General features: G+C 68.3%; 22 protein-coding genes, 3 rRNA genes and 1 pseudogene. 9 read left to right on the top strand and 17 right to left on the bottom strand.

All coding sequences use genetic code 11. The features are described from left to right. Positions 1 to 73: 73 nt before the first annotated feature. Positions 74 to 1,000, top strand: coding sequence for an aldo/keto reductase (locus GC092_RS02580; protein WP_324013941.1), 927 nt, complete (start codon positions 74 to 76; stop codon positions 998 to 1,000). A gap of 42 nt (positions 1,001 to 1,042) precedes the next feature. Next, entirely contained in the window at positions 1,043 to 1,816 is a 774-nt protein-coding gene (locus GC092_RS02575) for a hypothetical protein (protein WP_324013940.1), read from the top strand. Here the strand turns inward: GC092_RS02575 and GC092_RS02570 are convergent. From GC092_RS02570 to GC092_RS02545, 6 genes are all read right to left on the bottom strand, one after another. Beyond that, positions 1,797 to 4,862 (bottom strand): AAA family ATPase, encoded by a 3,066-nt coding sequence (locus tag GC092_RS02570; RefSeq protein ID WP_324013939.1) that lies wholly within the window; start codon positions 4,860 to 4,862, stop codon positions 1,797 to 1,799. The two genes, GC092_RS02575 and GC092_RS02570, sit on opposite strands and share 20 nt — an antisense overlap. Next, entirely contained in the window at positions 4,859 to 6,016 is a 1,158-nt protein-coding gene (locus GC092_RS02565; RefSeq protein WP_324013938.1) for an exonuclease SbcCD subunit D, read from the bottom strand. The genes GC092_RS02570 and GC092_RS02565 overlap by 4 nt, the downstream gene beginning before the upstream one ends. Positions 6,017 to 6,127: 111 nt before the next feature. Beyond that, positions 6,128 to 6,514, bottom strand: coding sequence for a PNPOx family protein (locus GC092_RS02560; protein ID WP_324013937.1), 387 nt, complete (start codon positions 6,512 to 6,514; stop codon positions 6,128 to 6,130). A gap of 79 nt (positions 6,515 to 6,593) precedes the next feature. Then, positions 6,594 to 7,565 carry an SDR family oxidoreductase gene (locus GC092_RS02555; protein WP_324013936.1) on the bottom strand — a complete coding sequence of 324 codons (972 nt, stop codon included), beginning with the start codon at positions 7,563 to 7,565 and terminating at the stop codon, positions 6,594 to 6,596. 10 nt (positions 7,566 to 7,575) lie between these two features. After that, entirely contained in the window at positions 7,576 to 8,016 is a 441-nt protein-coding gene (locus tag GC092_RS02550; RefSeq protein WP_324013935.1) for a pyrimidine dimer DNA glycosylase/endonuclease V, read from the bottom strand. Beyond that, positions 8,013 to 8,300, bottom strand: a complete 288-nt coding sequence (locus tag GC092_RS02545; RefSeq protein ID WP_282980131.1) for a GNAT family N-acetyltransferase — start codon at positions 8,298 to 8,300, stop codon at positions 8,013 to 8,015. The genes GC092_RS02550 and GC092_RS02545 overlap by 4 nt, the downstream gene beginning before the upstream one ends. Before the next feature lie 458 nt (positions 8,301 to 8,758). Here GC092_RS02545 and GC092_RS02540 point away from each other — a divergent pair, with 458 nt between their 5' ends. From GC092_RS02540 to GC092_RS02530, 3 genes are read left to right on the top strand one after another with little or no spacing between them, the layout of a single operon-like run. Continuing rightward, positions 8,759 to 9,481, top strand: coding sequence for a winged helix-turn-helix domain-containing protein (locus tag GC092_RS02540; RefSeq protein ID WP_324014831.1), 723 nt, complete (start codon positions 8,759 to 8,761; stop codon positions 9,479 to 9,481). Between the two features lie 47 nt (positions 9,482 to 9,528). Next, entirely contained in the window at positions 9,529 to 10,512 is a 984-nt protein-coding gene (locus GC092_RS02535; RefSeq protein WP_324013933.1) for a DNA-3-methyladenine glycosylase family protein, read from the top strand. A gap of 18 nt (positions 10,513 to 10,530) precedes the next feature. Continuing rightward, positions 10,531 to 10,725, top strand: a complete 195-nt coding sequence (locus tag GC092_RS02530; RefSeq protein ID WP_271174366.1) for a hypothetical protein — start codon at positions 10,531 to 10,533, stop codon at positions 10,723 to 10,725. A 1-nt stretch (position 10,726) separates the two neighbouring features. On the opposite strand, the gene GC092_RS02525 is transcribed toward GC092_RS02530, so the two are convergent. The 4 genes and pseudogenes from GC092_RS02525 to GC092_RS02510 all read right to left on the bottom strand — a co-directional run bounded on the left by GC092_RS02525 (position 10,727) and on the right by GC092_RS02510 (position 14,572). Continuing rightward, entirely contained in the window at positions 10,727 to 11,482 is a 756-nt protein-coding gene (locus GC092_RS02525) for an iron ABC transporter ATP-binding protein (RefSeq protein ID WP_271174365.1), read from the bottom strand. Then, positions 11,479 to 12,525 (bottom strand): iron chelate uptake ABC transporter family permease subunit, encoded by a 1,047-nt coding sequence (locus GC092_RS02520; RefSeq protein ID WP_416383287.1) that lies wholly within the window; start codon positions 12,523 to 12,525, stop codon positions 11,479 to 11,481. The genes GC092_RS02525 and GC092_RS02520 overlap by 4 nt, the downstream gene beginning before the upstream one ends. Continuing rightward, positions 12,518 to 13,503: pseudogene (locus GC092_RS02515) on the bottom strand (ABC transporter permease). The gene GC092_RS02520 and the pseudogene GC092_RS02515 overlap by 8 nt, the downstream one beginning before the upstream one ends. 64 nt (positions 13,504 to 13,567) lie before the next feature. Next, positions 13,568 to 14,572 (bottom strand): siderophore ABC transporter substrate-binding protein, encoded by a 1,005-nt coding sequence (locus tag GC092_RS02510; protein WP_324014829.1) that lies wholly within the window; start codon positions 14,570 to 14,572, stop codon positions 13,568 to 13,570. Positions 14,573 to 14,718: 146 nt separating this feature from the next. On the opposite strand from GC092_RS02510, the gene GC092_RS02505 reads away from it, so the two are divergent. Beyond that, positions 14,719 to 15,501, top strand: a complete 783-nt coding sequence (locus tag GC092_RS02505; RefSeq protein WP_416383286.1) for a siderophore-interacting protein — start codon at positions 14,719 to 14,721, stop codon at positions 15,499 to 15,501. Between the two features lie 3 nt (positions 15,502 to 15,504). Here the strand turns inward: GC092_RS02505 and GC092_RS02500 are convergent, their stop codons facing one another. Then, positions 15,505 to 16,065: a hypothetical protein gene (locus GC092_RS02500; RefSeq protein ID WP_282980126.1), complete on the bottom strand. Its 561-nt coding sequence runs from the start codon at positions 16,063 to 16,065 to the stop codon at positions 15,505 to 15,507. Positions 16,066 to 16,168: 103 nt separating this feature from the next. On the opposite strand from GC092_RS02500, the gene GC092_RS02495 reads away from it, so the two are divergent. After that, positions 16,169 to 16,465: a DUF503 domain-containing protein gene (locus GC092_RS02495; protein ID WP_282980125.1), complete on the top strand. Its 297-nt coding sequence runs from the start codon at positions 16,169 to 16,171 to the stop codon at positions 16,463 to 16,465. A 5-nt stretch (positions 16,466 to 16,470) separates the two neighbouring features. Here the strand turns inward: GC092_RS02495 and coaBC are convergent, their stop codons facing one another. Continuing rightward, complete coding sequence (coaBC, locus tag GC092_RS02490; protein ID WP_324013926.1) at positions 16,471 to 17,685, bottom strand: bifunctional phosphopantothenoylcysteine decarboxylase/phosphopantothenate--cysteine ligase CoaBC; 1,215 nt, start codon at positions 17,683 to 17,685, stop codon at positions 16,471 to 16,473. 71 nt (positions 17,686 to 17,756) lie between these two features. Here coaBC and GC092_RS02485 point away from each other — a divergent pair, with 71 nt between their 5' ends. Continuing rightward, entirely contained in the window at positions 17,757 to 18,485 is a 729-nt protein-coding gene (locus GC092_RS02485) for an NRDE family protein (RefSeq protein ID WP_324013925.1), read from the top strand. Positions 18,486 to 18,567: 82 nt separating this feature from the next. On the opposite strand, the gene rrf is transcribed toward GC092_RS02485, so the two are convergent. The 4 genes from rrf to GC092_RS02465 all read right to left on the bottom strand — a co-directional run bounded on the left by rrf (position 18,568) and on the right by GC092_RS02465 (position 24,960). Next, positions 18,568 to 18,684: ribosomal RNA gene (gene rrf, locus GC092_RS02480) — 5S ribosomal RNA — on the bottom strand. 103 nt (positions 18,685 to 18,787) lie between these two features. Further along, a 23S ribosomal RNA gene (locus GC092_RS02475) occupies positions 18,788 to 21,891 on the bottom strand. A gap of 363 nt (positions 21,892 to 22,254) precedes the next feature. Next, positions 22,255 to 23,778: ribosomal RNA gene (locus tag GC092_RS02470) — 16S ribosomal RNA — on the bottom strand. Together the 16S, 23S and 5S rRNA genes form the textbook arrangement of a ribosomal RNA operon. A gap of 540 nt (positions 23,779 to 24,318) precedes the next feature. Continuing rightward, a complete protein-coding gene (locus GC092_RS02465; RefSeq protein ID WP_282980051.1) occupies positions 24,319 to 24,960 on the bottom strand; it encodes an NAD(P)-dependent oxidoreductase in 642 nt (213 codons plus the stop codon). Between the two features lie 124 nt (positions 24,961 to 25,084). Between GC092_RS02465 and GC092_RS02460 the strand changes: the two genes are divergently transcribed. Further along, the gene (locus GC092_RS02460) at positions 25,085 to 25,441 is read left to right on the top strand and encodes a winged helix-turn-helix transcriptional regulator (RefSeq protein WP_271174290.1); all 357 of its coding nucleotides are present in this window, start codon (positions 25,085 to 25,087) and stop codon (positions 25,439 to 25,441) included. 14 nt (positions 25,442 to 25,455) lie between these two features. Here the strand turns inward: GC092_RS02460 and GC092_RS02455 are convergent, their stop codons facing one another. Further along, positions 25,456 to 26,565, bottom strand: a complete 1,110-nt coding sequence (locus tag GC092_RS02455) for a threonine synthase (protein ID WP_282980052.1) — start codon at positions 26,563 to 26,565, stop codon at positions 25,456 to 25,458. Positions 26,566 to 26,603 lie beyond the last annotated feature (38 nt).

Below are 26,603 nucleotides of genomic sequence, written 5' to 3'. Positions count from 1 at the left end.
CCCCGCGATCCGCGCCCCGGCCATCCGACAGCTCATAGCCTGGAAGCCGAATCACCGAACGACTGGAGGCACCATGGCACGGATCGGCACGAGCGAGCTCGACGTCTTCCCCCTGAATCTCGGCGGAAACGTGTTCGGGTGGACGGCAGACCGCGACGAGTCGTTCCGAATCCTCGACGCCTTCGTCGAAGGAGGCGGCGACTTCATCGACACGGCCGACTCGTACAGCGCCTGGGTTCCCGGCAACAGCGGCGGCGACAGCGAGCGGATCATCGGAGCCTGGCTCGCCGATCGCAAGCCGCAGGGCGTGACCGTCGCGACGAAGGTCAGCCAGCACCCCGACTTCCGCGGCCTCTCCGCCGCCAACGTCCGCGCCGCCGCGGAGGCGTCCATCGAGCGCCTCGGCGTCGAGTCGATCGATCTCTACTACGCGCACTTCGACGACGAGTCGACGCCGCTCGAGGAGACCGTCGCGGCGTTCGGCGAGCTCGTCCAGGACGGCCTCGTTCAGTACACCGCGATCTCGAACTACACGCCAGAGCGCATCCGCGAGTGGATCCGCATCGCGCGCGAGATCGGCGCCCCTGAGCCAGTCGCCGTGCAGCCCCACTACAACCTCGTCGAGCGCGGCATCGAGCAGACGATCCTCCCTCTCGCCGAGGAGTTCCACCTCGGCGTCCTGCCGTACTTCTCCCTCGCGAAGGGCTTCCTCGCGGGCAAGTACCGCTCGGCGGCCGATGCCGGCTCTCCGCGTGCGGGCGCTGCGAAGGAGTACATCTCCGAGAAGAACCTCGCCCTCATCGACGGCATCGAGCGGATCGCGCAGGCCCACGGGGTGTCGATCGCGACGATCTCGCTCGCCTGGCTTCGGTCGCGCCCCACCGTCGTCGCCCCGATCGCGTCGGCGTCGCGCGTCGACCAGGTGGCGGATCTCCTCGCCGCCGGACGCCTCGAGCTCGCGCCGGAGGAGATCGCAGAACTCGACCGCCTGTCCGCGTAGCGGCTCGCAGCGCCACCCGCGCGCGATGGCAGGATGAGCGGGATGGCTCCCGCGACCGACGACGAACTGCGACTCCTTCGCGAGCAGGCCTTCGGGCGTGGGGCGGACGGCGCGACGCGCGCCGCCGCACTCGCCCGCCTCGCGGAACTCGACGGTGCGGCCCGGACCGCGAAGGTCGACACCGCGGGTGACGAGGGCGTCGCGGCTGCTTCCCCTTCGCTCGCGGCGGACGGGGCGGCGCGGCCCGGTGCGGCAGCGGACACGCAGAGCGCGCCATCGGAGAGCGATCCAGTGCTGTCCGCTCCAGCGGATGGCGTGTCGGGATGGCGATGGATCGAACGGCTTGCGGCGCGCATGCGCGGCCTTCCCACGATCAGACTCCTCGCCCTCTGGGCTGCATCGCTCGTGCTCGCCGTCGCGGTCGCCCTCGGGGGCGTGGCCGCCGTGTCGAGCATCGACGTGCACCGGGTCGCCGTGCTGCACGTCGACCCGGACGGCGAGCTGCCGCCGGAACTCGACATGCCGGGAGATGTCACGGTCTTCGAGGAGTTCCACGGGTTGAGCGTCGCGGTGCACCCGGGGGCGACGTTCGGGTACGACTCGGACGGAAGCTGCGTTCAAGGGCTAGCTCCCCTGTCGCAGGAGCAGCCCGGCGCCTACTACGGCTTCGGCGCCTGTGAAGCCGGCTCGTTCCCGGCAGTCGCGACGATGATGGTCGAGGAGTCCTCGCCGGAGTCGCTTCGCGACATCTTCCCCGTCGGAACGGCCCTCCAGTTCGAGCTGTCCGGAGATCAGATCATCGTCCGAGCGGACTGACGGTCTCCTGGGTCACGGTGCTCCAGCCCTGAGGCGTGCGATCGACGCGCAGCTGCGCGGGGATCTGCTCCTTCATGGCCTCGACGTGGCTGATCACGCCCACGGTGCGGCCGCCCTCGCGGAGGCCGTCGAGCGTGCGCATCGCGACCTCGAGCGTCTCGCTGTCAAGTGATCCGAAGCCCTCGTCGATGAAGAGGGTGTCGAGCGTGATCCCCCCTGCGCGGTTCGTGACGACCTCGGCGAGCCCGAGCGCGAGAGCGAGGGAGGCGAGGAACGTCTCTCCGCCCGACAGCGATCGCGGTGACCGCGGCTGCCCTGTGAAGCGGTCGAGCACCTCGAGCCCGAGGCCACTCGCCGCGTTGCGGTATGCGAGCGCGTCGGTGTGCTGGAGCGCGTAGCGGCCATCCGACATCTCGTCGAGGCGGCGGTTGGCGGCTTCGACGATGCCCTCGAGCTCGGCCGCGAGGACGAACGTCTCGAGGTCCATCTTCTTCATGTTCCGCCCGGCGACGGCGTCGGCCAGGTCGCGGATGATCGTCGCCTCCCGCATCGCGGCGGCGATGCTCTCATGCGCCTCCTGCGCCCGGCGGAGCGCGTCCTGCAGCGCCGCAGCGAGCTGACGCATCGACGACAGGTGCGCGACAGCCGCGTCGCGGGCGTCGTCGGCCGCGGCCAGCGCGGCCTGCGCGCCGTCGACATCGATCGGCTCCTCGGGCAGCACGAGGAATTCGAGCTCCATGAGCGCGGCCTTCGTGCTGCGCAGATCGCCGTCGTGGGTGCTGATCTGCTGCTCGATCTGCTCCTGGACGGCGACGTCGCGGATGGCCGCACGCGCACTCTCGACGTCGGCGAAGCCCGCTTCGCGGACGGCCCGGTCGAGCGCCTCGGCCGCCTCCGTCGCGGCTCGCTCGGCACGAAGCGCATCGTTCTGCGCTTCGGCGTAGGCCTCTGCGGCTCCCGCGCGCCGGGTCTCCGCCTCGATACGATCGGCGACCGACTCTGCGTCGCCTCTCGCTGCCGTGACCGTCGCGCGGTTCTTCTCCAGCCCGTCCTCCGCCGAGCGGATGCGCGAGGCCAGCTCGGTCTTCTCGGTCTCCACCGCGGTCCGCTCGGCCCCGAGACGCTGCTCCTCCTCGGCGAGCTCGCGCTGGGCCGACTCGATGGCCTTGAGCTCCTCTGCCGCGGCCGTCGCCGCGCGGAGCTCCTCTGCCGCCGCGTCGCGTTCGGACTCGAGCTGCTCGACGCTCCGCCCGCCCGACTTCGCCTCGGCTTCGGCGAGCGCACGCTGCGCCTCTCGACGGGTCTCGGATGCCGCGAGCTCGGTTCGGCTCGCATGCGCCTTCCGCTCCTCCGCGGCGTCGATCTCCTCAGCGGAGACATGGTCGTCGTCCCGCTCGGCTGGCGCGGGGTGCGCCGTGGACCCGCAGACCGCGCACGCGACGCCGTCCGAGAGCTCCGCCGCGAGTTCGGCGGCGTAGCCGCTGAGGCGACGCCGATGGAGCTCGGCGAGCTCGCGATCGGCGGCGTCGCGCGCACGCAGCGCCTCCTCGGCCGCCGCGGCGGCGCGCTCGTACTCGGACGCGAGTCGTGCAACCTCACGCGCAGCCTCGAGCTGCGCCGTCGCCGAGGTCAGCCGGTCCTCCGCGTGGCGGCGCTGCCCCGCGGTCTCCGTGGCCGACTTCGCCGCGGCGTCGAGCTCCCCACGTCGACGCGGGATCTCCGCGAGGCGCACCGCGACCTTATCGGCGCGCTCCTGCGCTCGTGCGGCTTCGTCGCGCAGGGCGGCGAGGGCCTCCTCGTCGGCGACGAGGCTCTGCTCGACGGCGAGAACCGGTCGCCATTCACCGATCCGCTGCTGCGCCTCCGTCGCGATCCGCTCGAGATCGGCGGGCTCGAGGCCCTCGCCCGACGCGAACTCGGACCACCGCTCCGCCGCGCCCTCGACCGTGCTCACAGCGGTCGCGACGGCGGCGAGGGCGCGTCCGGCGCCATCGAGCGCGCCGCGCACGCTCTCCGCCCGGCGCGCCGCGGTGAGCTCCGCCCGCGCGCGCTCGATGTCGTCGATGCGCGCTTCGAGCTCGTCGAGCCGGCGCCGCAGACCGTCACGCTGCTCCTGCTTCTCCCGTTCGCCGCGCAGGCGGTCGAAGGCCTCGGCGGCCGTCTCGCGGCGGCGACGCGCCTCGGCCTCCGCGGCCTCCGCGATCTCCACCTCGTGGCGCGAGCGCTGCTCGGCGCGCTCGAGCTCGGCGATCCGCATGTCCTCAGAGGCGCGCCCGGTCGCAGCCTCCGTCGCCTCTCGGCCCGGGCCATCCGCTGTCGCCGCATCCGCGATCGCGCCGCCCTCGCCATCCGCCTGGGCCTCGGACGAGGACGGAAGCCGGGCCGCGATGCCGTCGGCCTGGTCGAGCACGACCGAGAGGAGCTGACGCCCCTCGGCGACCGTCGCCTCAGCCGATGCCCGCCGCTGATCGAGCTCCCTCTCGTAGTCCTCGAAGCGGCGCGAGCCGAACAGGGTGCGGAGGAGCTTCTGGCGATCGTTGTTGTCGGCGAGCAGGAAGCGGGCGAAGCGCCCCTGCGCGAGCAGGATGACCTGAAGGAACTGCTGCTGGTTGAGTCCGACGACCTCAGCGACGAGGTTCGCGACGTCGCGGTCCTTCGCGGCGCGCCAGTCGACGGAGTCGCCGACCACCTCGCCCATCTGAGCGCGTGCGGGAGCCGTGGTCATCCCGTCGCCGCGCTTCTTCGGGCGCTCGTACTCGGGCGATCGCTCGATGCGCCAGCGGGTGCCGCCGGTCGTGAACTCGACCGCGACGCTCGTCGGGTCGTCGGGCTCGCAGTGGTCGCTGCGGAGGCGCTTCTCTCCGCCCTCGTAGCGAGGAACCGAGCCGAAGATCGCGAAGGTGATCGCGTCGAGGATGCTCGACTTGCCGGCGCCCGTGCGCCCGCCGATGAGGAAGAGGCCGTCGGCGGCGTATGCGTCGAGGTCGACGACCTGGCGCCTGCGGAAGGGGCCGAAGCCCTCGATCTCGACGCGGTGGATTCTCATGCGCGCGTCTCCGCGGCCTCGCGGGTCGAGACGACCTCGCCGATGATCTCCCGCTCGACGTCGGTCGCGCCCTCGCCGTTGCGCACGTGCGCCAGGAAGTCGTCGACGAGCTCGCGGTCGGAGCGCGCGCTCTCGACTCGCTCACGGAAGGTGCGACGCTCCTCCTTGACCCCTCCGACGGGTGCGAGCTGGATGGTCGCGCATCCGTCGAAGCGCGCGCGGAGCTTCCGCATCGGCTCGAGCGGCGGGTTCACGTCGGTCAGCACGGCGCAGACCCAATCGCCCTCGTGCTCGCGGTAGCGCTCGTCGGCCAGCAGCTCGTCGAGGGTGCCGCGCAGAGTGACGAGCCGGCGCGGGATGGGGAGGTCGAGCCATTCGATGCGCTCGACACCGTCGGCGCCGAGATCGACGATCCAGGCGCCGCGGGGCTTGTCGCCCTCACCGAAGCTGTAGTGCAGCGGCGCGCCCGAGTAGCGGACGTTCTCGGCGAGGCGCGACCGCCCGTGGATGTGCCCGAGCGCGACGTAGTCGGGCCCGTCGAAGTCGACGAGCGGCACGACGTCGAGCGACCCCTGCCGGATCTCGCGCTCGACGCCCGCGGTCGGCTCGACGTCGCCCGCGAAGCAGTGGGACGCGACGATCGATCGCCCGCCCCGCTCGGAGCGGTCGGCGTTCACGAGGCTCATCGCGTGACGGATGGCCTGCTCCTGCGTGCGCAGTTCGGCGTCTGGCCAGACGCTGCGCACGATCGCGGGCTCGAGGTAGGGAAGACCGTAGAAGTGGACCGGACCATGCTCATCCTCGATCGTGACGGGGGTGCCGGCCGAGCGCGGATCGGTGATGATGTGCACGCCGGCTGCGCCGAGCAGCGGCGCCTGGAAGCCCAGGCGCGCGGCCGAGTCGTGGTTGCCGCTCGTGACGACGAGCTGAGCCCCTGCCGAGCGGATGGCCCGGAGCGTGTCGGTGAGCAGTTCGAACGCGGCAGCGGCGGGCGTACCGGAGTCGAAGACATCGCCCGCGACGACGACCACGTCGATCTTCCGGGCGCGCACCTCCTCGACAAGGGCATCGAACACGCCCCGCAGCGCATCGAGCGTCGAGAACCCGTGGAAGGTCCGCCCGATGTGCCAGTCCGAGGTGTGCAGGATCCGCATGCTTCAACGGTAAGGAGGGGGTCGGACATTGCCGCGGCGACGCGGCGGGCAAGGATCAGGAGGTCATGCGCGACCGCCGCCGTACGACGAGGTCCACTCGGCGCTGACGGCCTAACGCGCCACCCGCAGCAGCCGGAACTCCCGCTTCCGCAACAATCGCAGCAGCCACGACGCCGGCGGGCCGAAGGCCTTGAGCCCCTCCTCGACGCCGTACGGCTCGACGGAAGTGATCTCGAACCACTCCCCCCGATGCAGCACGCGCCCGCCGCCCGCGACGACGTTGCGGTACCAGTTCACCTGCGGGCCGTACGTCAGCTCGGCGACGAAGCCCTCGGGCACGCGCGCGAGGATCAGCGGCGCTTCAAAGGTCCGACCCGAGCGCCGTCCGACATGCTCAATGAGCGAGAACGGACCCCGCCCGCTCCGCGCCGCGCGCAGCGTCAGGGGATTCAGAGTGCGGTTGAGCACCTTCAGGAACGACGACTTCACGCGGGTCATGGGAATCCCTTCCGGGACCATCTTGCGCCGTTTCGACGCGCTTCGCTCGCTCAACGACCGGGGGCGACGGCCCCGCCCCCTACGCCCCGTGCTTCGCGATGAGCCGATCGAACGCGGCGTCCAGCTCCGCGTCCACCTCCTGACGCGACGGATCCGCTCGATGCCACTCGACGATCTCGCGCGCACCCTCCGCGAACGGCGTCGTCGCCGTCCATCCGGGCACGAGCTGCTTGATCCGCGTGTTGTCGAAGATCACCGAGTGCGCCTTGTCGCCCACGAGCCCGGGGCCCATCTCGGGAAGCTCGCGCGCGATCGCGTCCGACGCCACGTGCACGATCTCCGGCTCGCGACCGAGCGCGCGGCCGAGAAGCCGGGCGATCTCATCCCACGTGAGGCTCTCGTCGCTCGTGATGTGCACCGCCTGCCCGAGCGCGTGCGGATTGCCGAACAGCCCGACGAACGCCCGAGCGAAGTCGCGCGAGTGGGTGAGCGTCCACCAGCTCGTGCCGTCGCCGTGCACGACGATCGGCCGCCCGTCGAGGATGCGCTGCAGCGCGGTCCACTTGCCCTCGAGCGGGATGAGCGACGGACCGTAGGTGTGGCTCGGCCGCACGATCGTCATCGGGAAGCCCGACGCGCGGTACGCCGCCACGAGCAGGTCCTCGCTCGCGATCTTGTCGCGCGAGTACTGCCAGAACGGGTTCCGCAGCGGCGTCGACTCCACGATCGGCAGCTGCGCGATCGGCTTCTGATACGCCGACGCACTCGAGATGTAGATGTACTGCGCCGTCCGGCCCTCGAAGATCCGGATGTCGTCGGCCACCTGCTGCGGAGAGAAGCTGCGGAAGTTCGCGACGACGTCGAACGTCTCAGCGCCGACCGCGCGCTCGATCGATGCGGCGTCACCCGCGTCGCCGACGAGCGAGCGCACGCCATCCGGCACCTCGCTCTTCCCGCGGTTCAGCACGGTGACGTCGTGCCCGCGCGCGAGAGCCTCCTCCGTCACGTACGAGCTGATGTTGCCGGTGCCGCCGATGAGGAGGATGCGCATGGACGCCACGCTACTCCCGCCCGCGCTCCCAGGGCTCGACGTCGCCGGGCACGATCACGAAGAGCGGATGGCTGTCGCGCGTGAGGCGCGCGGCATGCGCCTCATGGAGCTCGGGAGAGCGGATGGCCAGCTTGCGCAGCAGATGACCCCATTCGAACTCGAGCTGGCCCGCGGTCGCGGGGATCGCCTCGACCTCGCCGTGTGGCGGCACCGCGATGCGCTCGGCGTCGTATCGATAGCCTCGGCGGGTCGCCTCCTCCTGCACGCCGGCGAGGTAGGCGCCGATCGCCGCCTCCGGATCCGCGTGGGCGCGGAAGCGGTCGAGCTGCGGGTGCGCGGTGTACCCCTTCGTCCGCCCCAGGAGCACCGCCTGCGCGAGCAGCCCCTCACGCCAGACGGCGGTGAGCCCCTGCCGATCGAGGAGCGAGGGGTGCAGCGTCCAGAGCCTCACGAAGCGAGCAGGCCGGCGCGCTCGGGATGCTCCGCGAACCAGTCGGCCACGTACCAGCACACCGGCAGCACGCGCCGATCGCCGCGGGACTCGATGTCGGCGACCGCGCGCTCGGTCACGACCGCGGCGTAGCCGTGGCCTCGGAAGCGGGGATTCGTGTACGCGCGCGTGAGCGCGACCGTGCGCCCGTTGTCGCGGTAGTCGAGGATGCTCACGAGGTCGTCGCCCCGCCGCAGCTCGTAGCGCGACGCCTCGGGCGCGTGGGTGAAGTGGAGCTCGGTCACCCTCCGAGAGTACGCCCGCCCACCGACATCGAGGCGCGTGCAGATCGCCCTGCCGGGAGGCTCTCAGGCGCGCACATCCGTCACATTTCTTCACGCAGACCGTCACATCCGGACTCCGTTTGACACACCCCGACACGCCCGGACATAATCGGCGACATGACTGACAGCACACAGCCCTTGTCCGCCTGGGAGGCGAACGGGACTGCCGGCATGATGATGGCCGGCTGTGTTGTCACGTGCTGTCGAATGTGCAGCTGACGTCGGATAACCCCTCAGCAGCACCGCCAGGGCACAGCGAGACCCCCATGGTCGCAACGCCCCCGAGCTCCGATCACCCCGGCAGCTTCGACACCGCCGCACCCGGCACCGGCCGAGCTCACGATCAGGCGATCACCGCCGATCCGGCCGCACCTCAGCACGACCGAACCCACCGGGTTCCCCCGCAGAAGGACTCCATCATCATGTCTGCTTCCCTCCTCGAGCGCCCCGCGACCGTCCGCCCCGCCGATCCCACCGCCCGTCCGACCCACCTCCGCGCCGTCCCCTCCCCCGCCGAGGCGCCGCAGACCGGCCCGCAGCCGGGCGTCTCGCCCCGCGGCTTCGCGCTCTACGTCGGGCTCGACGAGGCCAAGGCCGTCGCCGACGGCGTCTCGCTCTCGACGATCGTCGAGGCGCTCCGCCGCACCATCGCGGAGCTCTCCCCCAGCGCCGAGACGTACGCGGCCGTCGCGCTCGCTCCGCAGAACGCGGGCGGCCGCGACGTCGACGTCGTCCGCCTCGCCCTCAAGGAGCCGGGTGCGGTCGCCCGCGTCCAGCCCGAGACGACCGAGCCCGAGCAGGCCGAGGGCGTCGTCGTCGACATCTCGCGCAAGCGCGTCCTGCTCGACGGCGAGTCGGCCGCCCTCACGTTCAAGGAGTTCGAGCTGCTGCAGTACCTCGTCCTCCGCGAGGGCCGCACGATCGAGCGCACCGAGCTCGTCGAGTCGCTGTGGCAGGCGCAGAGCGAGGACGACGTGCCCGGCGAGCGCACCATCGACGTGCACGTGCGCCGCCTGCGCGCGAAGCTCGGGCGCTACGAGGACATCGTCCGCACCGTGCGCGGCGTCGGCTACCGCTTCGACCGCCACGCCGACGTCACCATCCGGTACGGCGCCGGCGCCCCGTCGCCCGACCGCTTCTGACCCGCGCCGCGCACCGCTTTGTCGGGTGCGGGGCGTAGCGTGGCGGCATGATCCCTCAGGCCGCGCTCGAGTCGCGCTTCGCGACGCGCGAGCGCGACCCGCGGCCCGACCCCGGCCCGCGCCTCGAGACGGTCTACCGCCCGCGGCGCCCTCTCGACCTCTACGCGACGGTCGCCGTGCTGCAGCGCGGCCCGGGCGATCCGGCGCAGGCCTTCGACCGCGGCGTGGTCTGGCGCGCGACGCGCACCCCCGACGGCATCGCGTGCACGGCGCTGCGGCAGACGGCGGATGGCGCGGTGCGCGCCGCGGCCTGGGGCCTGGGGCGCGCGTGGGCGATCGCCCAGGTGCCCGCCCTCTGCGGCGCGCTCGACGATGACGGCGACTTCGACGCACGCGCCCATCCGCTCATCGCGGACGCGCACCGGCGGCACCCCGGCCTCCGCATCGCGCGCAGCGACCTGCTCTTCGACGCGCTCGCGCAGTCCATCACCGAGCAGAAGGTGACCCTGCGGCAGGCGTTCGGCGCCTGGCGCTCCCTCGTCACGTGGTTCGGCGAACGCGTCCCCGGCCCGACACCGCGGCCCCTGTTCGCGCCGCCCTCGATCGACGGCTGGCGGCTCATCCCGTCGTGGGCATGGCACAGAGCAGGGCTCGAGCCGCCGCAGGCGCGCACCATCGTCGAGGCGGCCCGACGCGGACCCTCGCTCGTACGGGCGGCGCTCGACGCGGCGGATGGCGATGGTCGCGACCGCGCCCTCACGGCCATCCGCGGGATCGGCCTCTGGACCGCATCCGAGACGCGCATTCGCGCGCTCGGAGATCCGGACGCCGTGAGCGTGGGCGACTTCCATCTCGCGCATCAGGTCGGGTATGCGCTCACCGGCTGCCGGACGGACGACGACGGCATGCTCGAGCTGCTCGAACCCTGGCGCGGGCAGCGCTACCGGGTCATCCGCCTCATCCTCGCGTCCGGCGCGAGCGAGCCGCGGCGAGCGCCGCGCCTGCACATGGAGGACCACCGCGACCGCTGAGCGCGGCATGATGGTGGCATGACCCGCGGCCGCACCCTGCTCATCGCCCTCGGCGTGCTCGCGCTCGCCATCATCGTCGGGCTGATCCTGGGCAACGTCGGCCTCGGCATCGTGCTCGGCCTCGTCGTCGGGCTCATCCTCTTCATGTCGTTCGAGTCGCGCCGCGGGCGCAACCAGGGCGTGAACGACGAGGATCACGGCATCGAGCTGTAGGTCAGTAGTAGACCGCGAGCGGCCCGTTCGGGCCCGCCACCACCTGCACCGGGGTGTCGAAGACGCGCGTCAGCACCTCGTCGGTGAGGATCTCGTCGGGCGTGCCGAACTCGACGACCCTGCCGTCCTTGACCGCGCAGATGCGATCGGCGTAGTGGCCCGCGAAGTTGATGTCGTGCAGCACGATGACGATCGTCCGCCCGAGCTCCTCGGCCGCGCGCCGCAGCTGCTTCATCATCTGCACGGAGTGGCGCATGTCGAGGTTGTTGAGCGGCTCGTCGAGCAGCACGTACTCGGTCTCCTGCGACAGCACCATCGCCACGTAGGCGCGCTGCCGCTGACCGCCCGAGAGCTGGTCGAGATAGCGGTTCTCGAGCGCCGTGAGATCGAGGAAGTCGATCGCCCGGCTGATGATCTCCTCGTCCGCCCGCGTCAGACGCCCCTTGGAGTACGGGAAGCGCCCGAACGACACGAGCTGGCGCACGGTCAGTCGCGTGATGAAGTGGTTCTCCTGGCGGAGGATCGAGACGATGCGAGCGAGGTCCTTCGAGGCCGTGCTCGCGACGTCGCAGCCCGCGATCTCGATGCTGCCCTCGTCGATGCCGAGCAGGCGGCCGATCATCGTGAGGAGCGTCGACTTCCCCGCGCCATTCGGCCCGACGAGGGCCGTGATGCCGCCCTCGGGGATCTGCAGATCGACGGGGCCGATCGCGACCTCGGTGCTGTAGTCCTTGCGGACGCCGGTGAGCGAGATCACAGCCTGCCCTTTCTGAGGATGACGAAGAGGAAGACGGTCCCGCCGACGAGCTCGACGATGATCGAGACGACGCCCTGCGCGGCGAAGACGTTCTTCATGACGAAGTACGCCCCGGCCAGGACCACGAAGCCGGTCAGCGCCGCGACCGGGAAGACGAGGCGGTGGTCGTACGTGTCGGCGAACTGGTAGGCGAGCGTTGCGACGAGGAAGCCGAGGAACGTCATCGGACCGACCAGGGCCGTCGAGACCGCCATGAGGATGGACACGAAGAACAGCATCCGCATGACCTCGCGTCGGTGGTCGATGCCGAGGCTCGTGCTCAGGTCGCGGCCGAGGGCGATCGCGTTGAGCCGGCGGCCGTTCGCGAGGATGAAGATCACCGCGAGGCCCACGAGCGGGAGAGCCACGGGCAGGTAGGAGGCGTCGGCGTTCGCGATGCTCCCGAACAGCCGGGCCGCGAGCACGTCGAACTCGCTCGGCGTGAGCAGCCGCTGCATGAAGGTCGAGACCGACCCGAGGCCCGCGCCGATGACGATCCCGACGAGGAGCATGATGTGGAGGCTTCCGTACCGCCCCGACAGCAGCCATCCGTAGAGCAGCAGCGAGAGCCCGACCATGAGGGCGACCTGCAGGAGGAACTGCGGCACACCCTGAAGCGCGACCACGCCGGCTGCGCCGAGGACGTAGACCGCCGATGTCTGCACGGCCGTGTAGAGGGACTCGAAGCCCATGATCGACGGGGTGATGATCCGGTTCTCGGTGACCGTCTGGAACGTCACCGTCGCGATCGCCTGGCACACCGCGACGACGGACAGCACGACGAGGTTCGTCGCGCGGAGGTTCGCGATGCGCCAGAACCCCTCGGAGCCGACGGGCATCGGGTTGTCCCACGCGAGCAGTCCGAACGCGGCGCCGGCCGCGAGCGCGGCGAGCACCGCGAGCAGGATGGCGTAGCGGCGCCGCGCGCGGAGGGTCGGCAGCGGCGCGGCGCTGCGGCGGGTCGCAGCGCCTGCGGGGGCGAGGACGGTTCGGGTGTCAGCCACGTCGACGCTGCCTCAGGAGAAGGAGGATGAAGACGGCGGCACCGACGACACCCAGGATCAGGGACACCGGCACCTCGAACGGCATGATGATCGTCCGCCCGACGAGGTCGCACACCGTGACGATCGCGATGCCGAGCAGGCAGACCCACGGCAGGTTGCTGCGCAGGTCGTCGCCGCGGACCATCGAGACGACGTTGGGCACGATCAGCCCGAGGAAGGGCAGGTTGCCGACGACCACCGTCACGACGCCCGTGGCGACCGCGATGAGGGCGGTTCCGAGGAGCATGATGCGGTTGTAGTCGAGGCCGACGTTGGTCGCGACCTCCTCGCCGAGCCCCGCCACCGTGAAGCGGTCGGCGGCGATGAAGATCGCGATCCCCACCGCCAGGACGACCCACAGCGGCTCGTACTGACCGCGCAGGACGGAGGTGAAGCTGCCGGCGAACCACACGCCGAGGCTCTGCAGCATGTCGGTCTGCAGGGCGAAGAACATGGAGACCGAGCCGACCACGGCGCCGAGCATGATCCCGACGATCGGCACGATGAGCGAGGACCGGAGCGAGACCCTGCGCAGGAAGAGGAAGAAGACCATCGTGCCGACGAACGCGGCGACGACCGCGCCGACCATCCGCGTGAGGATGCTCGCGTCGGGGATGAGCACCATGACCGCGAGGAGGCCGAGCCCCGCCCACTCCGTCGTGCCCGTCGTCGTGGGCTCGACGAAGCGGTTCTGCGTGAGCAGCTGCATGACGAGGCCGCACATCGCCATCGCCGCGCCCGCGAGCACGAGGGCGATCGTCCGGGGATCCGGGTGATCGCGAACATCTCGGCGCCGTCGTCGGCGCCGAGCACGTCGTAGACGCCGACGAAGAGCGAGAGCACGAGCAGCGCCGCGACCACGGCGACGCCGATCAGCAGCCGAGCGTCGAAGAGACGGCTGCGGCGCGCGGGCGCCGCGGTGGGGATGGCCTGAGTCATGGGGTCCTCTGTGTCGACGGCGGGCCCGCATCCTGCGGGCCCGCCACCGTTCAGCCGTGTCGGATCACGCGCCCGCTTCGAGGGCGTCGGCGAAGTCGTTGAAGAACTCCGTGTAGGTCTGGATGCCCTCGTTCGTGTACGTGTCGGCGGGCATGTACACGATCTGGTCCTCCTGCACGGCGGTGACGCCGGCGAGCGCCTCGGAGTCCTCGAGCACCTCGGCCGCCTGCGTGTACTCCGGGTCGTCTGCGGCGACGGCCGCGTCACGGTCCATCACGAGGAGCCAGTCCGGGTTCGAGTCGGCGATCGCCTCGACGGAGATGTCGTCGCCCTGGTGGTCCTCGCTCGACTCCGGGACCTCGAGCGCGGGCGTGAGACCGAGGATGTCGAACACCGGGCCGAGCGTGCGGCCGTTGCCCGGCGCCGAGTACCCGATCTCTCCGCCCGACGTGATGACCGCCATCACCGAGTCGGCCGGGTCGTAGGCGGCCTTCACGCGGTCGATCGCAGCGTCGAGGTCGGCCGCGAGCTCCTCGGCCTCGGCCTGCTTGCCGAAGACCTCACCGAGCACGGCGACCTGGCGCTTGAGCTCCGCGTCGAAGGGCTCGCCCTCGCGCGGGTCGAGTTCGAGGATCGTCGCGTCCGGCGCGAGCGCCGCGAAGTCGTCGTGGTACTGCGCGAAGCGCTGACCGTTCACGATGAGGTCGGGCTCGGCCGCGACCACGGCCTCGAGGTCGGGCTCGTTGTGCGTGCCGAGGTCGACGATCGCGTCGTCGGTCGTGTACGGGATCGTCTCGGGCATGAGCGACACGGCGGCGGCGGAGAGCTCGATGCCCCAGTCGCTGAGCGTCTCGAACGTGCGGTTGTCGGTCGCGACCACCGACGTCGGCGGGACGGCGACCGTCTGCGTGCCGTTGTTGTCCTCGACCTCGACCGAGGTCGGCTCGGCGGCCGCCGACTCCTCGGGAGCGGCCTCGGCGCTGTCATCGGCAGCCGAAGCGCAGCCGGCGAGAGCGAGGGCGGATGCCGCGACGAGCGAGAGCGCGGCGATCGGACGGGTCGTGGACATAGCGATGCCTCCTGGGTCGGAGAGCGCGGTGTCATCCGCGGTCTCGTGGGGGACGATGCCGGGAGCGCCGCTCATCCTCGGGACGCTCGATTCAGGTAAGCCGAACCTAACCGGATCGCAGGAAGGCTAACCTAAGTCTTATGCACTTGTCGAATTCCACGGACGCCCGCTTCGCACTCGAGCGCTCGCGCGTCGACCTCCGCTTCCGGTTCACACGGCTCGCCTCCCGCGAGTGGATCGGTCCGGACTACGTCCGGGTGCGCGTTCAGGGCGACGACCTCGCGGGCTTCGGCGAGGGCCTCGGCCACGACGACCACATCCGCATCTTCTTCCCCGACGGCGCCCCGTCGAGCGTCGAGGAGATGCGCGAGGCGCCCAGCCGCGAGTTCACCCCGCTGCGGTGGGGCGAGGACTGGCTCGACCTCGAGTTCGCCGTGCACGGCGACGAGGGCGTCGCGGGTGTGTGGGCGGCCGGAGCGCCGATGGGCTCGCTGCTCGGCGTCGGAGGCCCGCGCGGCACGCTGCGCATCGACGGCGCGCCCGACGCGTGGCTCCTCGCGGGCGACGAGACCGCCATCCCGCAGATCCGCCGCTATGCTGCGGCGATCCCGGATGGCGCGAGCGCCCGCGTGCTCGTGGAGGTCGCGGATGCCGCGCATGAGGTGCCGATCGATGCACCGGTCGCCGTGGAGTACGTGCATCGGGATGGCGCCCGCCCGACATCGGCGCTCATCTCCCGGCTCGAGCAGCTCACCGAGGCCGACCGGCCCGATGGCGACGTCTTCGCATTCATCGCGGCCGAGCAGGCGGTCGTCAGGGCCGGGCGCGCACTCACCGTCGACCGCTGGTCGCTCGACCCCGAGCGCATCATCGTCAAGGGCTACTGGAAGGCCGACGAGAGCGGCGCGACGTACCACGCCGCGCACTGAGGCTCACGGGTTCGAGCCGACTCCGTCGAGCCACTCGGCCCAGTGCGCCTTCCACCACTCCGCCTCCTCGGGCGTGGGCAGCTTCTCGTGCGTGACCGTGAGGCGCGTGCCGTCGCCCGCGTCCTCCGCGGTGAACGCCACGATCCCCGTCTCGACGCCCTCATGGGTGACGCGGAAGCGCAGGTTCTTCGCCGTGGGCCGCGAGAGCAGCTCGGTCTCGACCTCGCCGAGCAGCTCGCGCCGCAGCGCGTCATCGAGCAGCGCGTCGCGCAGGGTGTCGGCCTGCACGCGGAGACGCCGGCTGCGCGAGACGCTGAACGTCCCGTCGGGCATCTGCCCCGGCAGCCGCAGCCCTCGGATGCGCTCGTAGCCGACGGTCACGGACTGCGCCCACCACGCGTCGACCGCGTGCGCGTCGACGAGCCAGCGGGCGATCGCCGTGTGCCCGGCCTCGGGGCCCGGGCCGGCGTCGATGAGGGCGACCCACTCGTCCCATCCGCGCCCTGTGCTCGCCGTGACCGTGGCGTCGTCGACCGTGGGCTGCGCGATCCAGGTGCTGCTCATGCGCGGAGCCTACGCCGCGTCGCTGGCGATATCCCGGACATCTCGGGTGGATCCATCCGCTGCGCGCTCACGCGCGCCGAGGCGGCCATGCGACACTGGCGCCATGTGGATCGGCTGGGTCGAGTTCGACGTCCTGCTGGGTGACGTGCACTCCCTCAAGGAGAAGCGGAGCGTCATCCGGCCGCTCATCGCGAACCTCTCCCGCCGCACCGAGGCCGCCGCCGCGGAGGTGGGTGCGCACGACCTGCACCGGCGGACCGCGATCGGGCTCTCGGTCGTGGGCGCCGACCTCGCGCACGTGCGCGACGTGCTCGACCGCGCCGAGCGCGTGCTCGCGGAGGAGCACCCCGAGGTGACGCTCCTGTCCGTCCGACGGGGACTGCACTCGAGCGACGACTGAGGGGGTCAGCTCCGCACGGCGAGGATGGCGTCGATCAGCGCATCGGCGACCTCGCGCTTGGAGCCGGTGACGGATGCCGCGACCTGGTCCTGCGCGTCGATGATCGTGAGCGCGTTGTCGGCCTGCTCGAAGCCCTCCGACCATCCGACCGCGTTCACCGCGAGGAGATCGACGCCCTTCCGTCGACGCTTCCGCACCCCGCGCTCGAGAAGGGTCTCCCCCTCCGCGGGCGTCTCGGCGGCGAAGCCGACGACCGTCTGGCCCGGCCTCCGGTCGGCGGCCAGTCCCGCGAGGATGTCCTCGTTCTCGACGAGCTCGAGCGTCGGGGGCACGCCGCCAGCCGCCTCCTTCGTGAGCTTGCTCTCGGACACAGACGCGACGCGGTAGTCGGCAACCGCCGCGGCCATGATCACGACATCGACGCCGGGTGCCACCTCGCGCATCTCCGCGGCGAGCTCGGCGGCCGTGCCGGCGACGCGCACCCGGATGCCGGGGTGGCCCTCGAGGGTGCTCCGGACGGATTCGTCCACATGCGCGAGCACCGCGGTCACCTCGGCCCCGCGGTCGGCCGCCGCGATCGCGATGGCCGCGCCCTGGCGACCGCTCGAGCGGTTGCCGAGGAAGCGGACGGGGTCGATGGGCTCGCGCGTCCCGCCCGCAGAGACGGCGATGCGCAGCCCGGCGGCGTCCTGTCGACGCGCGAGGATCGCGCGCAGAGCCTCGTGGATCCGCTCGGGCTCGGCCATCCGACCCGGCCCGACGTCGTCCCCCGTGAGCTGCCCCGACTCCGGGCCGACGAAGAGCACGCGGCGGCGGCGCAGGGTGTCGACGTTCGCCTCCGTGGCGGGATGCCGCCACATCTCCGTGTGCATGGCCGGGGCGACGACGACCGGCGCCGTCGTCGCGAGCAGCGTCGTGCCGAGGAGGTCGTCCGCGATGCCCGCGGCCATCCGCGCGAGCGTGTTCGCGGTGGCAGGCGCCACGACGACGAGGTCGGCCGCCTGGCCCAGCGCGACATGGCGCACGCTCGCGACGTCCTCATGCACGGATGTCGTCACCGGATGGCGGCTGATCGCCTCCCAGGTCGGCAGACCGACGAAGCGCAGCGCGTCAGCGGTGGGCACGACGTGCACGTCGTGACCGTCCTTCACGAGCAGCCGCACGAGGTGCACGGCCTTGTACGCGGCGATGCCGCCGGACACTCCCACGACGATGTTCATCGAGTGCGATTCTCCCATCCGTCTGGCCGCCCGGCACCCCTCCGCGCGGCCGTAGGCTGATCGGGATCGCTATGTGCACCGTCGTCATCCGCATTCCCGAGCCCGGCGCCACCGCCGAGCCCGTCCGCCTTCTCGCCGTGCGCGACGAGGACCCGGCTCGCCCGTGGAACCCGCTCGGCTCGTGGTGGCCGCAGCTGCCGGACGTCGTCGGTGTGCAGGATCGCCTCGCGGGAGGCGCATGGCTCGCAGCCCGGCCTGGCCGCCTCGCGGTGCTGCTCAACCGCGCCGGCGAACCGGATCTCCCCGCCGCTCAGATCGCCTCGCGCGGGGGCATCGTGCTCGACGCGGTCGGCGGCGCCACCCCGCAGGGAGAGCTCCGCACCCTGGGCTTCAACCTCGTCGAGGTCGATGGAGACGGCGCGTCGGTCGTCTCGTGGGACGGGCAGGAGCTGCGACGCGAACGCCTGTCCCCCGGCACGCACATGATCGCGCACACCGATGCGGACGACCCGGCCACGCCGCGCATCGCGGCATGGCACGCGGCCTTCGAGGCCGCGTCGACGGATGGCGATGCGAGCGGATGGTGGGAGCCCTGGCTGACAGTGCTCGCGCAGAGCGCCGAGCTCAGCCCGGAGGACGACCGCGCGATCATCCGCGACAACCGCCCGCACGGCTACCCGACGCAGTCTCTGCTGGCGTGCGTGGCATCGGTCTCCGCGCAGACGACCGACGTGCGGTACGCCGAGCTGCCCCACGCGGGCGAGTGGTCTCCGCTGAGCTTCGAGCCGCCGCGCGGCTGACTGCCGCGAGGCGGTGTTCGGGTGATTGCCGTGTAATGCACGAAAGGCCACCCGGCGTTGGGTGGCCTTTCGTTCAGGTTAAGTCCGGCGGTGTCCTACTCTCCCACAAGGTCCCCCTTGCAGTACCATCGGCGCTGAGAGGCTTAGCTTCCGGGTTCGGAATGTGGCCGGGCGTTTCCCTCTCGCTATGACCGCCGAAACATCTGGTGATGTGTTCGACATCAAGCTTTCTCTATGAAAGTTTTCTGGTGCCCGTACATCGGGAACCACAAAGTGGACGCGAGCACCGCAGAAGACGGTGTGTTATCAAGTCATCGGCTTATTAGTACCAGTCAGCTGCACCCATTGCTGGGCTTCCACGTCTGGCCTATCAACCCAGTAGTCTGCTGGGAGCCTCTCCACCCGAAGGTGATGGAAGTCTCATCTTGAGGCCGGCTTCCCGCTTAGATGCTTTCAGCGGTTATCCATCCCGAACGTAGCCAACCAGCGGTGCCCTTGGCAGGACAACTGGCACACCAGAGGTTCGTCCAACCCGGTCCTCTCGTACTAGGGTCAGATCCTCTCAAACTTCCTACGCGCGCAGCGGATAGGGACCGAACTGTCTCACGACGTTCTAAACCCAGCTCGCGTACCGCTTTAATGGGCGAACAGCCCAACCCTTGGGACCTACTCCAGCCCCAGGATGCGACGAGCCGACATCGAGGTGCCAAACCATGCCGTCGATATGGACTCTTGGGCAAGATCAGCCTGTTATCCCCGAGGTACCTTTTATCCGTTGAGCGACAGCGCTTCCACAAGCCACTGCCGGATCACTAGTCCCGACTTTCGTCCCTGCTCGACCTGTCAGTCTCACAGTCAAGCTCCCTTGTGCACTTACACTCGCCACCTGATTGCCAACCAGGTTGAGGGAACCTTTGGGCGCCTCCGTTACTCTTTGGGAGGCAACCGCCCCAGTTAAACTACCCACCAGGCACTGTCCCTGAACCGGATCACGGTCCGAAGTTAGATATCCAGAGTGACCAGAGTGGTATTTCAACAACGACTCCACAATGACTGGCGTCACTGCTTCACAGTCTCCCACCTATCCTACACAAGCCACACCGAACACCAATACCAAGCTGTAGTAAAGGTCACGGGGTCTTTCCGTCCTGCTGCGCGTAACGAGCATCTTTACTCGTAATGCAATTTCGCCGAGTTCGTGGTTGAGACAGTTGGGAAGTCGTTACGCCATTCGTGCAGGTCGGAACTTACCCGACAAGGAATTTCGCTACCTTAGGATGGTTATAGTTACCACCGCCGTTTACCGGGGCTTAAATTCTCAGCTTCGCCTTGCGGCTGACCGGTCCTCTTAACCTTCCGGCACCGGGCAGGCGTCAGTCCGTATACATCGTCTTGCGACTTCGCACGGACCTGTGTTTTTAATAAACAGTCGCTACCCACTGGTCTCTGCGGCCCACACACGCTTTCGAAGCAAGTTCTAATACGCGCTGGGCCCCCCTTCTCCCGAAGTTACGGGGGCATTTTGCCGAGTTCCTTAACCACGATTATCTCGATCTCCTTGGTATTCTCTACCTGACCACCTGAGTCGGTTTGGGGTACGGGCGGCTAGAACCTCGCGTCGATGCTTTTCTCGGCAGCATAGGATCACCCACTTTTCATCCCCATCACATCTCAGCCACATGAGCCACGGATTTGCCTATGGCTCGGCCTACATGCTTGGACCAGGACAACCATCGCCTGGCTTGGGCTACCTTCCTGCGTCACACCTGTTAATACGCTAACCGCACCAGCATGGGGTCGCGCGCTCCACCAGACGGTGCCACCCGAAGGCGGCGATGTCTGGCTTTGGGCGCTTAGCACCACTGGATTGATTGGGGCGGTTCTTCGCCGGTACGGGAATATCAACCCGTTGTCCATCGACTACGCCTGTCGGCCTCGCCTTAGGTCCCGACTTACCCAGGGAAGATTAGCTTGACCCTGGAACCCTTGGTCTTCCGGAGGACGTGTTTCTCACACGTCTTTCGCTACTCATGCCTGCATTCTCACTCGTGTGGCCTCCACGGCTGGATCACTCCGCCGCTTCACCGCCCACACGACGCTCTCCTACCCATCAACACGGCTGGACCACGAAGGCCTACCAAAAATGTCAATGCCACAACTTCGGTGGCGTGCTTGAGCCCCGTTACATTGTCGGCGCGGAATCACTTGACCAGTGAGCTATTACGCACTCTTTCAAGGGTGGCTGCTTCTAAGCCAACCTCCTGGTTGTCTGAGCAACTCCACATCCTTTCCCACTTAGCACGCGCTTAGGGACCTTAGATGGTGGTCTGGGTTGTTTCCCTCTCGACGATGAAGCTTATCCCCCACCGTCTCACTGCTGCGCTCTCACTTACCGGCATTCGGAGTTTGGCTGACGTCAGTAACCTTGTAGGGCCCATCGGCCATCCAGTAGCTCTACCTCCGGCAAGAAACACGCAACGCTGCACCTAAATGCATTTCGGAGAGAACCAGCTATCACGAAGTTTGATTGGCCTTTCACCCCTATCCACAGCTCATCCCCTCAGTTTTCAACCTAAGTGGGTTCGGCCCTCCACGACGTCTTACCGTCGCTTCAGCCTGGCCATGGATAGATCACTTCGCTTCGGGTCTAGGACACGCGACTGACTCGCCCTATTCAGACTCGCTTTCGCTACGGCTGCCCCACACGGGTTAACCTCGCCACGTATCACTAACTCGCAGGCTCATTCTTCAAAAGGCACGCCGTCACCCCAACAAGGAGGCTCCGACGGTTTGTAAGCAAACGGTTTCAGGTACTATTTCACTCCCCTCCCGGGGTACTTTTCACCTTTCCCTCACGGTACTTGTCCGCTATCGGTCATCTGGGAGTATTTAGGCTTACCAGGTGGTCCTGGCAGATTCACACGGGATTTCACGGGCCCCGTGCTACTTGGGATACCACTCGCGGCAGGCAACGCATGTCGACTACGGGGCTACCACCCGCTCTGGCCGGCCATTCAAAACCGTTCGTCTATACGCACCTGTACCACCGAGACCTGCGGCAGCGGTCTCAGAATGGTCCCACAACCCCGAACGTGCAACACCTGCCGGCTATCACACACGATCCGGTTTAGCCTCATCCGCTTTCGCTCGCCACTACTCACGGAATCACTGTTGTTTTCTCTTCCTGTGGGTACTGAGATGTTTCACTTCCCCACGTTCCCTCTACCCGCCCTATATATTCAGACGGGAGTCACCAGGTCAGCACGCCGCCTGGCGGGGTTTCCCCATTCGGAAATCCTCGGATCACAGCCCGCTTATCGGCTCCCCAAGGCTTATCGCAGATTGCTACGTCCTTCTTCGGCTCCAGATGCCAAGGCATCCACCGTTTGCTCTTAAAGACTTGAAATCACATGAGCCACAGAACCCCCGAAAGGATCCTGCGTTCGCTTCTTTAAGATGCTCGCGTCCACTGTGTAGTTCTCAAAGTACGGGCGGCACCCCACCCTCCCCGACCAGACGGCCGGCTCAGACGAGGCCCACAAGGAAACAGACACCCGAAAGCGCCTGGTCCCTCAGGACCCAACAACGTGCACGCGCCCCACCCGCAACCAGCACCCCGTTCCCACCACACCCCGAAGGACATGACGTACTGAGAGCACCAGCGCAGCTGAGGCGCCTTGTCAAATGTTCCACCCATGAGCAACCCGTCGAGAACATCCGTCTCGAAACGGGCCTCTGCGAACCCCGAAGGGCTCGAGATGCTCCTTAGAAAGGAGGTGATCCAGCCGCACCTTCCGGTACGGCTACCTTGTTACGACTTAGTCCTAATTACCGATCCCACCTTCGACAGCTCCCTCCCACAAGGGGTTAGGCCACCGGCTTCAGGTGTTACCGACTTTCATGACTTGACGGGCGGTGTGTACAAGACCCGGGAACGTATTCACCGCAGCGTTGCTGATCTGCGATTACTAGCGACTCCGACTTCATGAGGTCGAGTTGCAGACCTCAATCCGAACTGGGACCGGCTTTTTGGGATTCGCTCCACCTCACGGTATTGCAGCCCTTTGTACCGGCCATTGTAGCATGCGTGAAGCCCAAGACATAAGGGGCATGATGATTTGACGTCATCCCCACCTTCCTCCGAGTTGACCCCGGCAGTATCCCATGAGTTCCCACCATAACGTGCTGGCAACATAGAACGAGGGTTGCGCTCGTTGCGGGACTTAACCCAACATCTCACGACACGAGCTGACGACAACCATGCACCACCTGTACACCGACCAAAAAGGGGCGACTGTTTCCAGACGTTTCCGGTGTATGTCAAGCCTTGGTAAGGTTCTTCGCGTTGCATCGAATTAATCCGCATGCTCCGCCGCTTGTGCGGGTCCCCGTCAATTCCTTTGAGTTTTAGCCTTGCGGCCGTACTCCCCAGGCGGGGAACTTAATGCGTTAGCTGCGTCACGGAGACCGTGGAAAGGCCCCCACAACTAGTTCCCAACGTTTACGGGGTGGACTACCAGGGTATCTAAGCCTGTTTGCTCCCCACCCTTTCGCTCCTCAGCGTCAGTAACGGCCCAGAGATCTGCCTTCGCCATCGGTGTTCCTCCTGATATCTGCGCATTCCACCGCTACACCAGGAATTCCAATCTCCCCTACCGCACTCTAGTCTGCCCGTACCCACTGCAGGCCCGAGGTTGAGCCTCGGGTTTTCACAGCAGACGCGACAAACCGCCTACGAGCTCTTTACGCCCAATAATTCCGGATAACGCTTGCGCCCTACGTATTACCGCGGCTGCTGGCACGTAGTTAGCCGGCGCTTTTTCTGCAGGTACCGTCACTTACGCTTCTTCCCTGCTAAAAGAGGTTTACAACCCGAAGGCCGTCATCCCTCACGCGGCGTTGCTGCATCAGGCTTCCGCCCATTGTGCAATATTCCCCACTGCTGCCTCCCGTAGGAGTCTGGGCCGTGTCTCAGTCCCAGTGTGGCCGGTCACCCTCTCAGGCCGGCTACCCGTCGACGCCTTGGTGAGCCACTACCTCACCAACAAGCTGATAGGCCGCGAGCCCATCCCCAACCGAAAAATCTTTCCCACCACAGACCATGCGGCCATGATGCATATCCGGTATTAGCAACCGTTTCCGGCTGTTATCCCAGAGTCAGGGGCAGGTTGCTCACGTGTTACTCACCCGTTCGCCACTAATCCACCCAGCAAGCTGGGCTTCATCGTTCGACTTGCATGTGTTAAGCACGCCGCCAGCGTTCATCCTGAGCCAGGATCAAACTCTCCGTAAAAAACAGAAGCAGACACCCACCCGGGAAAACGGACAGGCACCTGCGAGTTCAATCATGACCAAAAAGGATGCCAAAAACTGACAACCATAAAATTTGATCCAAAGGAATTCTCAACCAGCCGAAGCTGGACGAGGATAATTTGGCATTTGACAAGTGCACGCTGTTGAGTTCTCAAGGATCAGACGCACCCAGCCCCACGACTCCCGCCGTGGCCCTCCGGGGCAACTTCTCTATCTTAGCCGCTCTCTCACCAGTATGCGAATCCGACACGCCGTGTCGATCGCAGCCGCTCGAGAGAACGACCGCCACCCCTTCGAGTCGACGCACGAGTGCGTCTCTTCTTCGAGGTGGTTTCTGTCGCAGACCTGGGGCGGGGAACCTTCCGGCTCAACCTCACCGCTTGGCGGCGACAAGGGAATACATTACGCGGATCGGTGGGGTCGGGCAAACCGAGGTCAGCGTCGGGCGTGTCGCGCTCCTGCGCCGAGGCGGGGCGGCCGCCATCGCGACCGCCCCGCCTCTCCCCAGCGTCCCCAGCTGTCAGTAGGCGACCGTGAAGCGCTTGCGGTGGTGCTTCGGCGCCTCGATCTCATCCACGATCGCGAGCGCGAGGTCGGCACCCGAGATGAACGACTCCCCGCCCTCGTCCACGAGAAGCACGTCGCCGCCGAGACGGTACGTGCCCTTCGCCTCGCCGGGGTTGAATGCGCCGAACCCGCCCGCGGGGCTGATGAAGAACCAGTCCAGGTCCTCGGGCGAGGCCTTGAGCGCCTCCAGGACATCCGTCATCTCAAGGGCCTCTGCCTTGAACGCCTCCGGGAATCCGCTGTCGAGCACGCGAGGCCCGCCCTCCGACACGTGCAGCGACCCTGCGCCGCCGATCACGCCGATCCGCGTGCCGGCCGCGCGCGCGGCCTCGGCCAGCTGGGCGATGGCAGGCGCGACCGCGCCCTCCATGTCGCCCCGCGGGGCGACGGCGCTGATCACCACGTCGGCATCGGCGACGGCCTGCTTCACCGTGTCGGCATCGGCGATCGACCCCGTCCGGTAGTCGACGCCCTCGATCGTCGTCGCGGGAACCGACCGGCTGTACGAGATCACCTCGTGTCCGCGCCCCACGGCGTTCTCGACGATGTGCCCTCCGGCGAAGCCGGTTCCTCCGAAGACGGCGATACGTGTCATCTGGATGTCCTCCTGTAGTCGGTCCGCGGCGATCACCGCGCAATAGTCACTCTAGGAGAGCCTGTTACTGTGGGGAAGCAGGCACTTTTCCGTGCCCTGGTCACCGCGACGTAAGTGAGGCGTGATGGACGCGTGGAACCCCTACGCCAAGGACTGCCCCAGCCGGCAGCTGCTCGACCGCATCGGCGATCGATGGACTGCGCTCGTCCTCGGCACGCTCGAGGACGGGCCGCTTCGCTTCTCTGAGGTCGCCCGCCGCATCGAGGGCATCTCGCAGAAGATGCTCACCCAGACGCTCCGCGCACTGGAGCGCGACGGACTCGTGACGCGGACCGTGTACGCCGAGGTGCCGCCGCGCGTGGTCTACGAGCTGTCCGACCTCGGACGCAGCCTGCGCGAGCCGCTGCGCGCGCTGGAGACCTGGGCGACGACGCACATGCCCGACGTGCTCGAGGCGCGCCAGCAGGCCGACGCCGCCTGACGCCACCGGACGCCTCAGGACAGCAGCGACCGGATCGTCTCGGCCGCCTTGAGCCCCGAGCCGCTGAGCATGACGACCGTCGTCTCGCTGTCGCGGATCACCCCGCGCGCGACGAGCTCGTCGAAGGCGGCCGCGGCGAGCGCGCTGGTCGGCTCGGCGAACAGCCCGCGATCGCACAGCGCGCGCAGGGCGGCGACGATGCCCTCCTCCGAGATCGCGAGAGCAGCGCCATCCGTCTCGCGGAGCGCCTGCAGCATCTGGTCGAGGCGGAGAGGCGATCGGATGGCGGTGCCCTCGGCGATCGTCGGCGCATGCGCGTGCCGCTCTCCCGAGAGCGCGGCGACCACCGGGGAACACCCCCGGGGCTGTGCGGCGAAGAGCCGAGGCATCCGCTCGATCTGACCGGCGGAATGCAGCTCGCGGAAGCCGAGCCAGCACCCGAGCAGGCTGCTCCCGGCGCCGACCGGCACGATGACGTTGTCGGGCGCGCGGAACCCGAGGTCCTCCCAGAGCTCGTAGGCGAGCGTCTTCGTCCCCTCGAGGAAGAGGGCCTGCCAGTTGTGGCTCGCATAGAACGTCTCGTCCGATGCGCGGATCGCCGCTTCCTGAGAGGCCTCCCGCGGCCCGTCGACGAGTTCGACCTCGGCACCGTATGCGCGCACCTGCGCGATCTTCGCGGGAGACGTCGAGGCCGGCGCGAAGATGCGCACTCCCATCCCGCCGGCCGCGCCGTACCCGGCGATCGACGATCCGCCGTTCCCGGAGCTGTCCTCGAGCACGGCCTCGACTCCGCGCTCGCGCAGGTACGACAGCATGACGCTCGAGCCGCGGTCCTTGAAGCTCCCCGTCGGGCTGAACCACTCGAGCTTGAAGAGCGGACGATGACGCCCCCACTCCCGCTCCACGAGCGGCGTGCACCCCTCGCCGAGCGTGATCGGATGCGCGATGTCGACGGGGAGCGCGGCGTGATACCGCCAGAGCGAGCGCTCGCGTGTCTCGATCTCGTCGCGGGCGATCCCTCGCTGCGCACTCACCATGAGGGGCCGCCCCGCGTCGGAGCGCCAGCGCGGCGTGTCCAGACCATAGGTGCGGCCGTCGACAGGATCCACGTACACGGCGACCATGTCATCCCCTTTCGGGTGCTCGGACGAGCAGACTATCG

This window comes from Microbacterium sp. JZ37 (genome assembly GCF_035188445.1).
GTDB classification, from domain to species: Bacteria; Actinomycetota; Actinomycetes; order Actinomycetales; family Microbacteriaceae; genus Microbacterium; species Microbacterium barkeri.
Note: the sequence above shows the minus strand (reverse complement) of the source record. Positions and strands in the feature narration are given on the sequence as shown.

Coding starts and splice junctions, on each gene's coding strand:
- coaBC (WP_324013926.1), bottom strand. CDS start 17,685: ATGAACATCGTCGTGGGAGTGTCCGGCGGCATCGCCGCGTACAAGGCC.
- GC092_RS02530 (WP_271174366.1), top strand. CDS start 10,531: ATGACCCGCGGCCGCACCCTGCTCATCGCCCTCGGCGTGCTCGCGCTC.
- GC092_RS02560 (WP_324013937.1), bottom strand. CDS start 6,514: ATGACCCGCGTGAAGTCGTCGTTCCTGAAGGTGCTCAACCGCACTCTG.
- GC092_RS02500 (WP_282980126.1), bottom strand. CDS start 16,065: ATGAGCAGCACCTGGATCGCGCAGCCCACGGTCGACGACGCCACGGTC.
- GC092_RS02485 (WP_324013925.1), top strand. CDS start 17,757: ATGTGCACCGTCGTCATCCGCATTCCCGAGCCCGGCGCCACCGCCGAG.
- GC092_RS02460 (WP_271174290.1), top strand. CDS start 25,085: ATGGACGCGTGGAACCCCTACGCCAAGGACTGCCCCAGCCGGCAGCTG.
- GC092_RS02565 (WP_324013938.1), bottom strand. CDS start 6,016: ATGCGGATCCTGCACACCTCGGACTGGCACATCGGGCGGACCTTCCAC.
- GC092_RS02575 (WP_324013940.1), top strand. CDS start 1,043: ATGGCTCCCGCGACCGACGACGAACTGCGACTCCTTCGCGAGCAGGCC.
- GC092_RS02455 (WP_282980052.1), bottom strand. CDS start 26,565: ATGGTCGCCGTGTACGTGGATCCTGTCGACGGCCGCACCTATGGTCTG.
- GC092_RS02510 (WP_324014829.1), bottom strand. CDS start 14,572: ATGTCCACGACCCGTCCGATCGCCGCGCTCTCGCTCGTCGCGGCATCC.
- GC092_RS02535 (WP_324013933.1), top strand. CDS start 9,529: ATGATCCCTCAGGCCGCGCTCGAGTCGCGCTTCGCGACGCGCGAGCGC.
- GC092_RS02570 (WP_324013939.1), bottom strand. CDS start 4,862: ATGAGAATCCACCGCGTCGAGATCGAGGGCTTCGGCCCCTTCCGCAGG.
- GC092_RS02465 (WP_282980051.1), bottom strand. CDS start 24,960: ATGACACGTATCGCCGTCTTCGGAGGAACCGGCTTCGCCGGAGGGCAC.
- GC092_RS02580 (WP_324013941.1), top strand. CDS start 74: ATGGCACGGATCGGCACGAGCGAGCTCGACGTCTTCCCCCTGAATCTC.
- GC092_RS02495 (WP_282980125.1), top strand. CDS start 16,169: ATGTGGATCGGCTGGGTCGAGTTCGACGTCCTGCTGGGTGACGTGCAC.
- GC092_RS02555 (WP_324013936.1), bottom strand. CDS start 7,565: ATGCGCATCCTCCTCATCGGCGGCACCGGCAACATCAGCTCGTACGTG.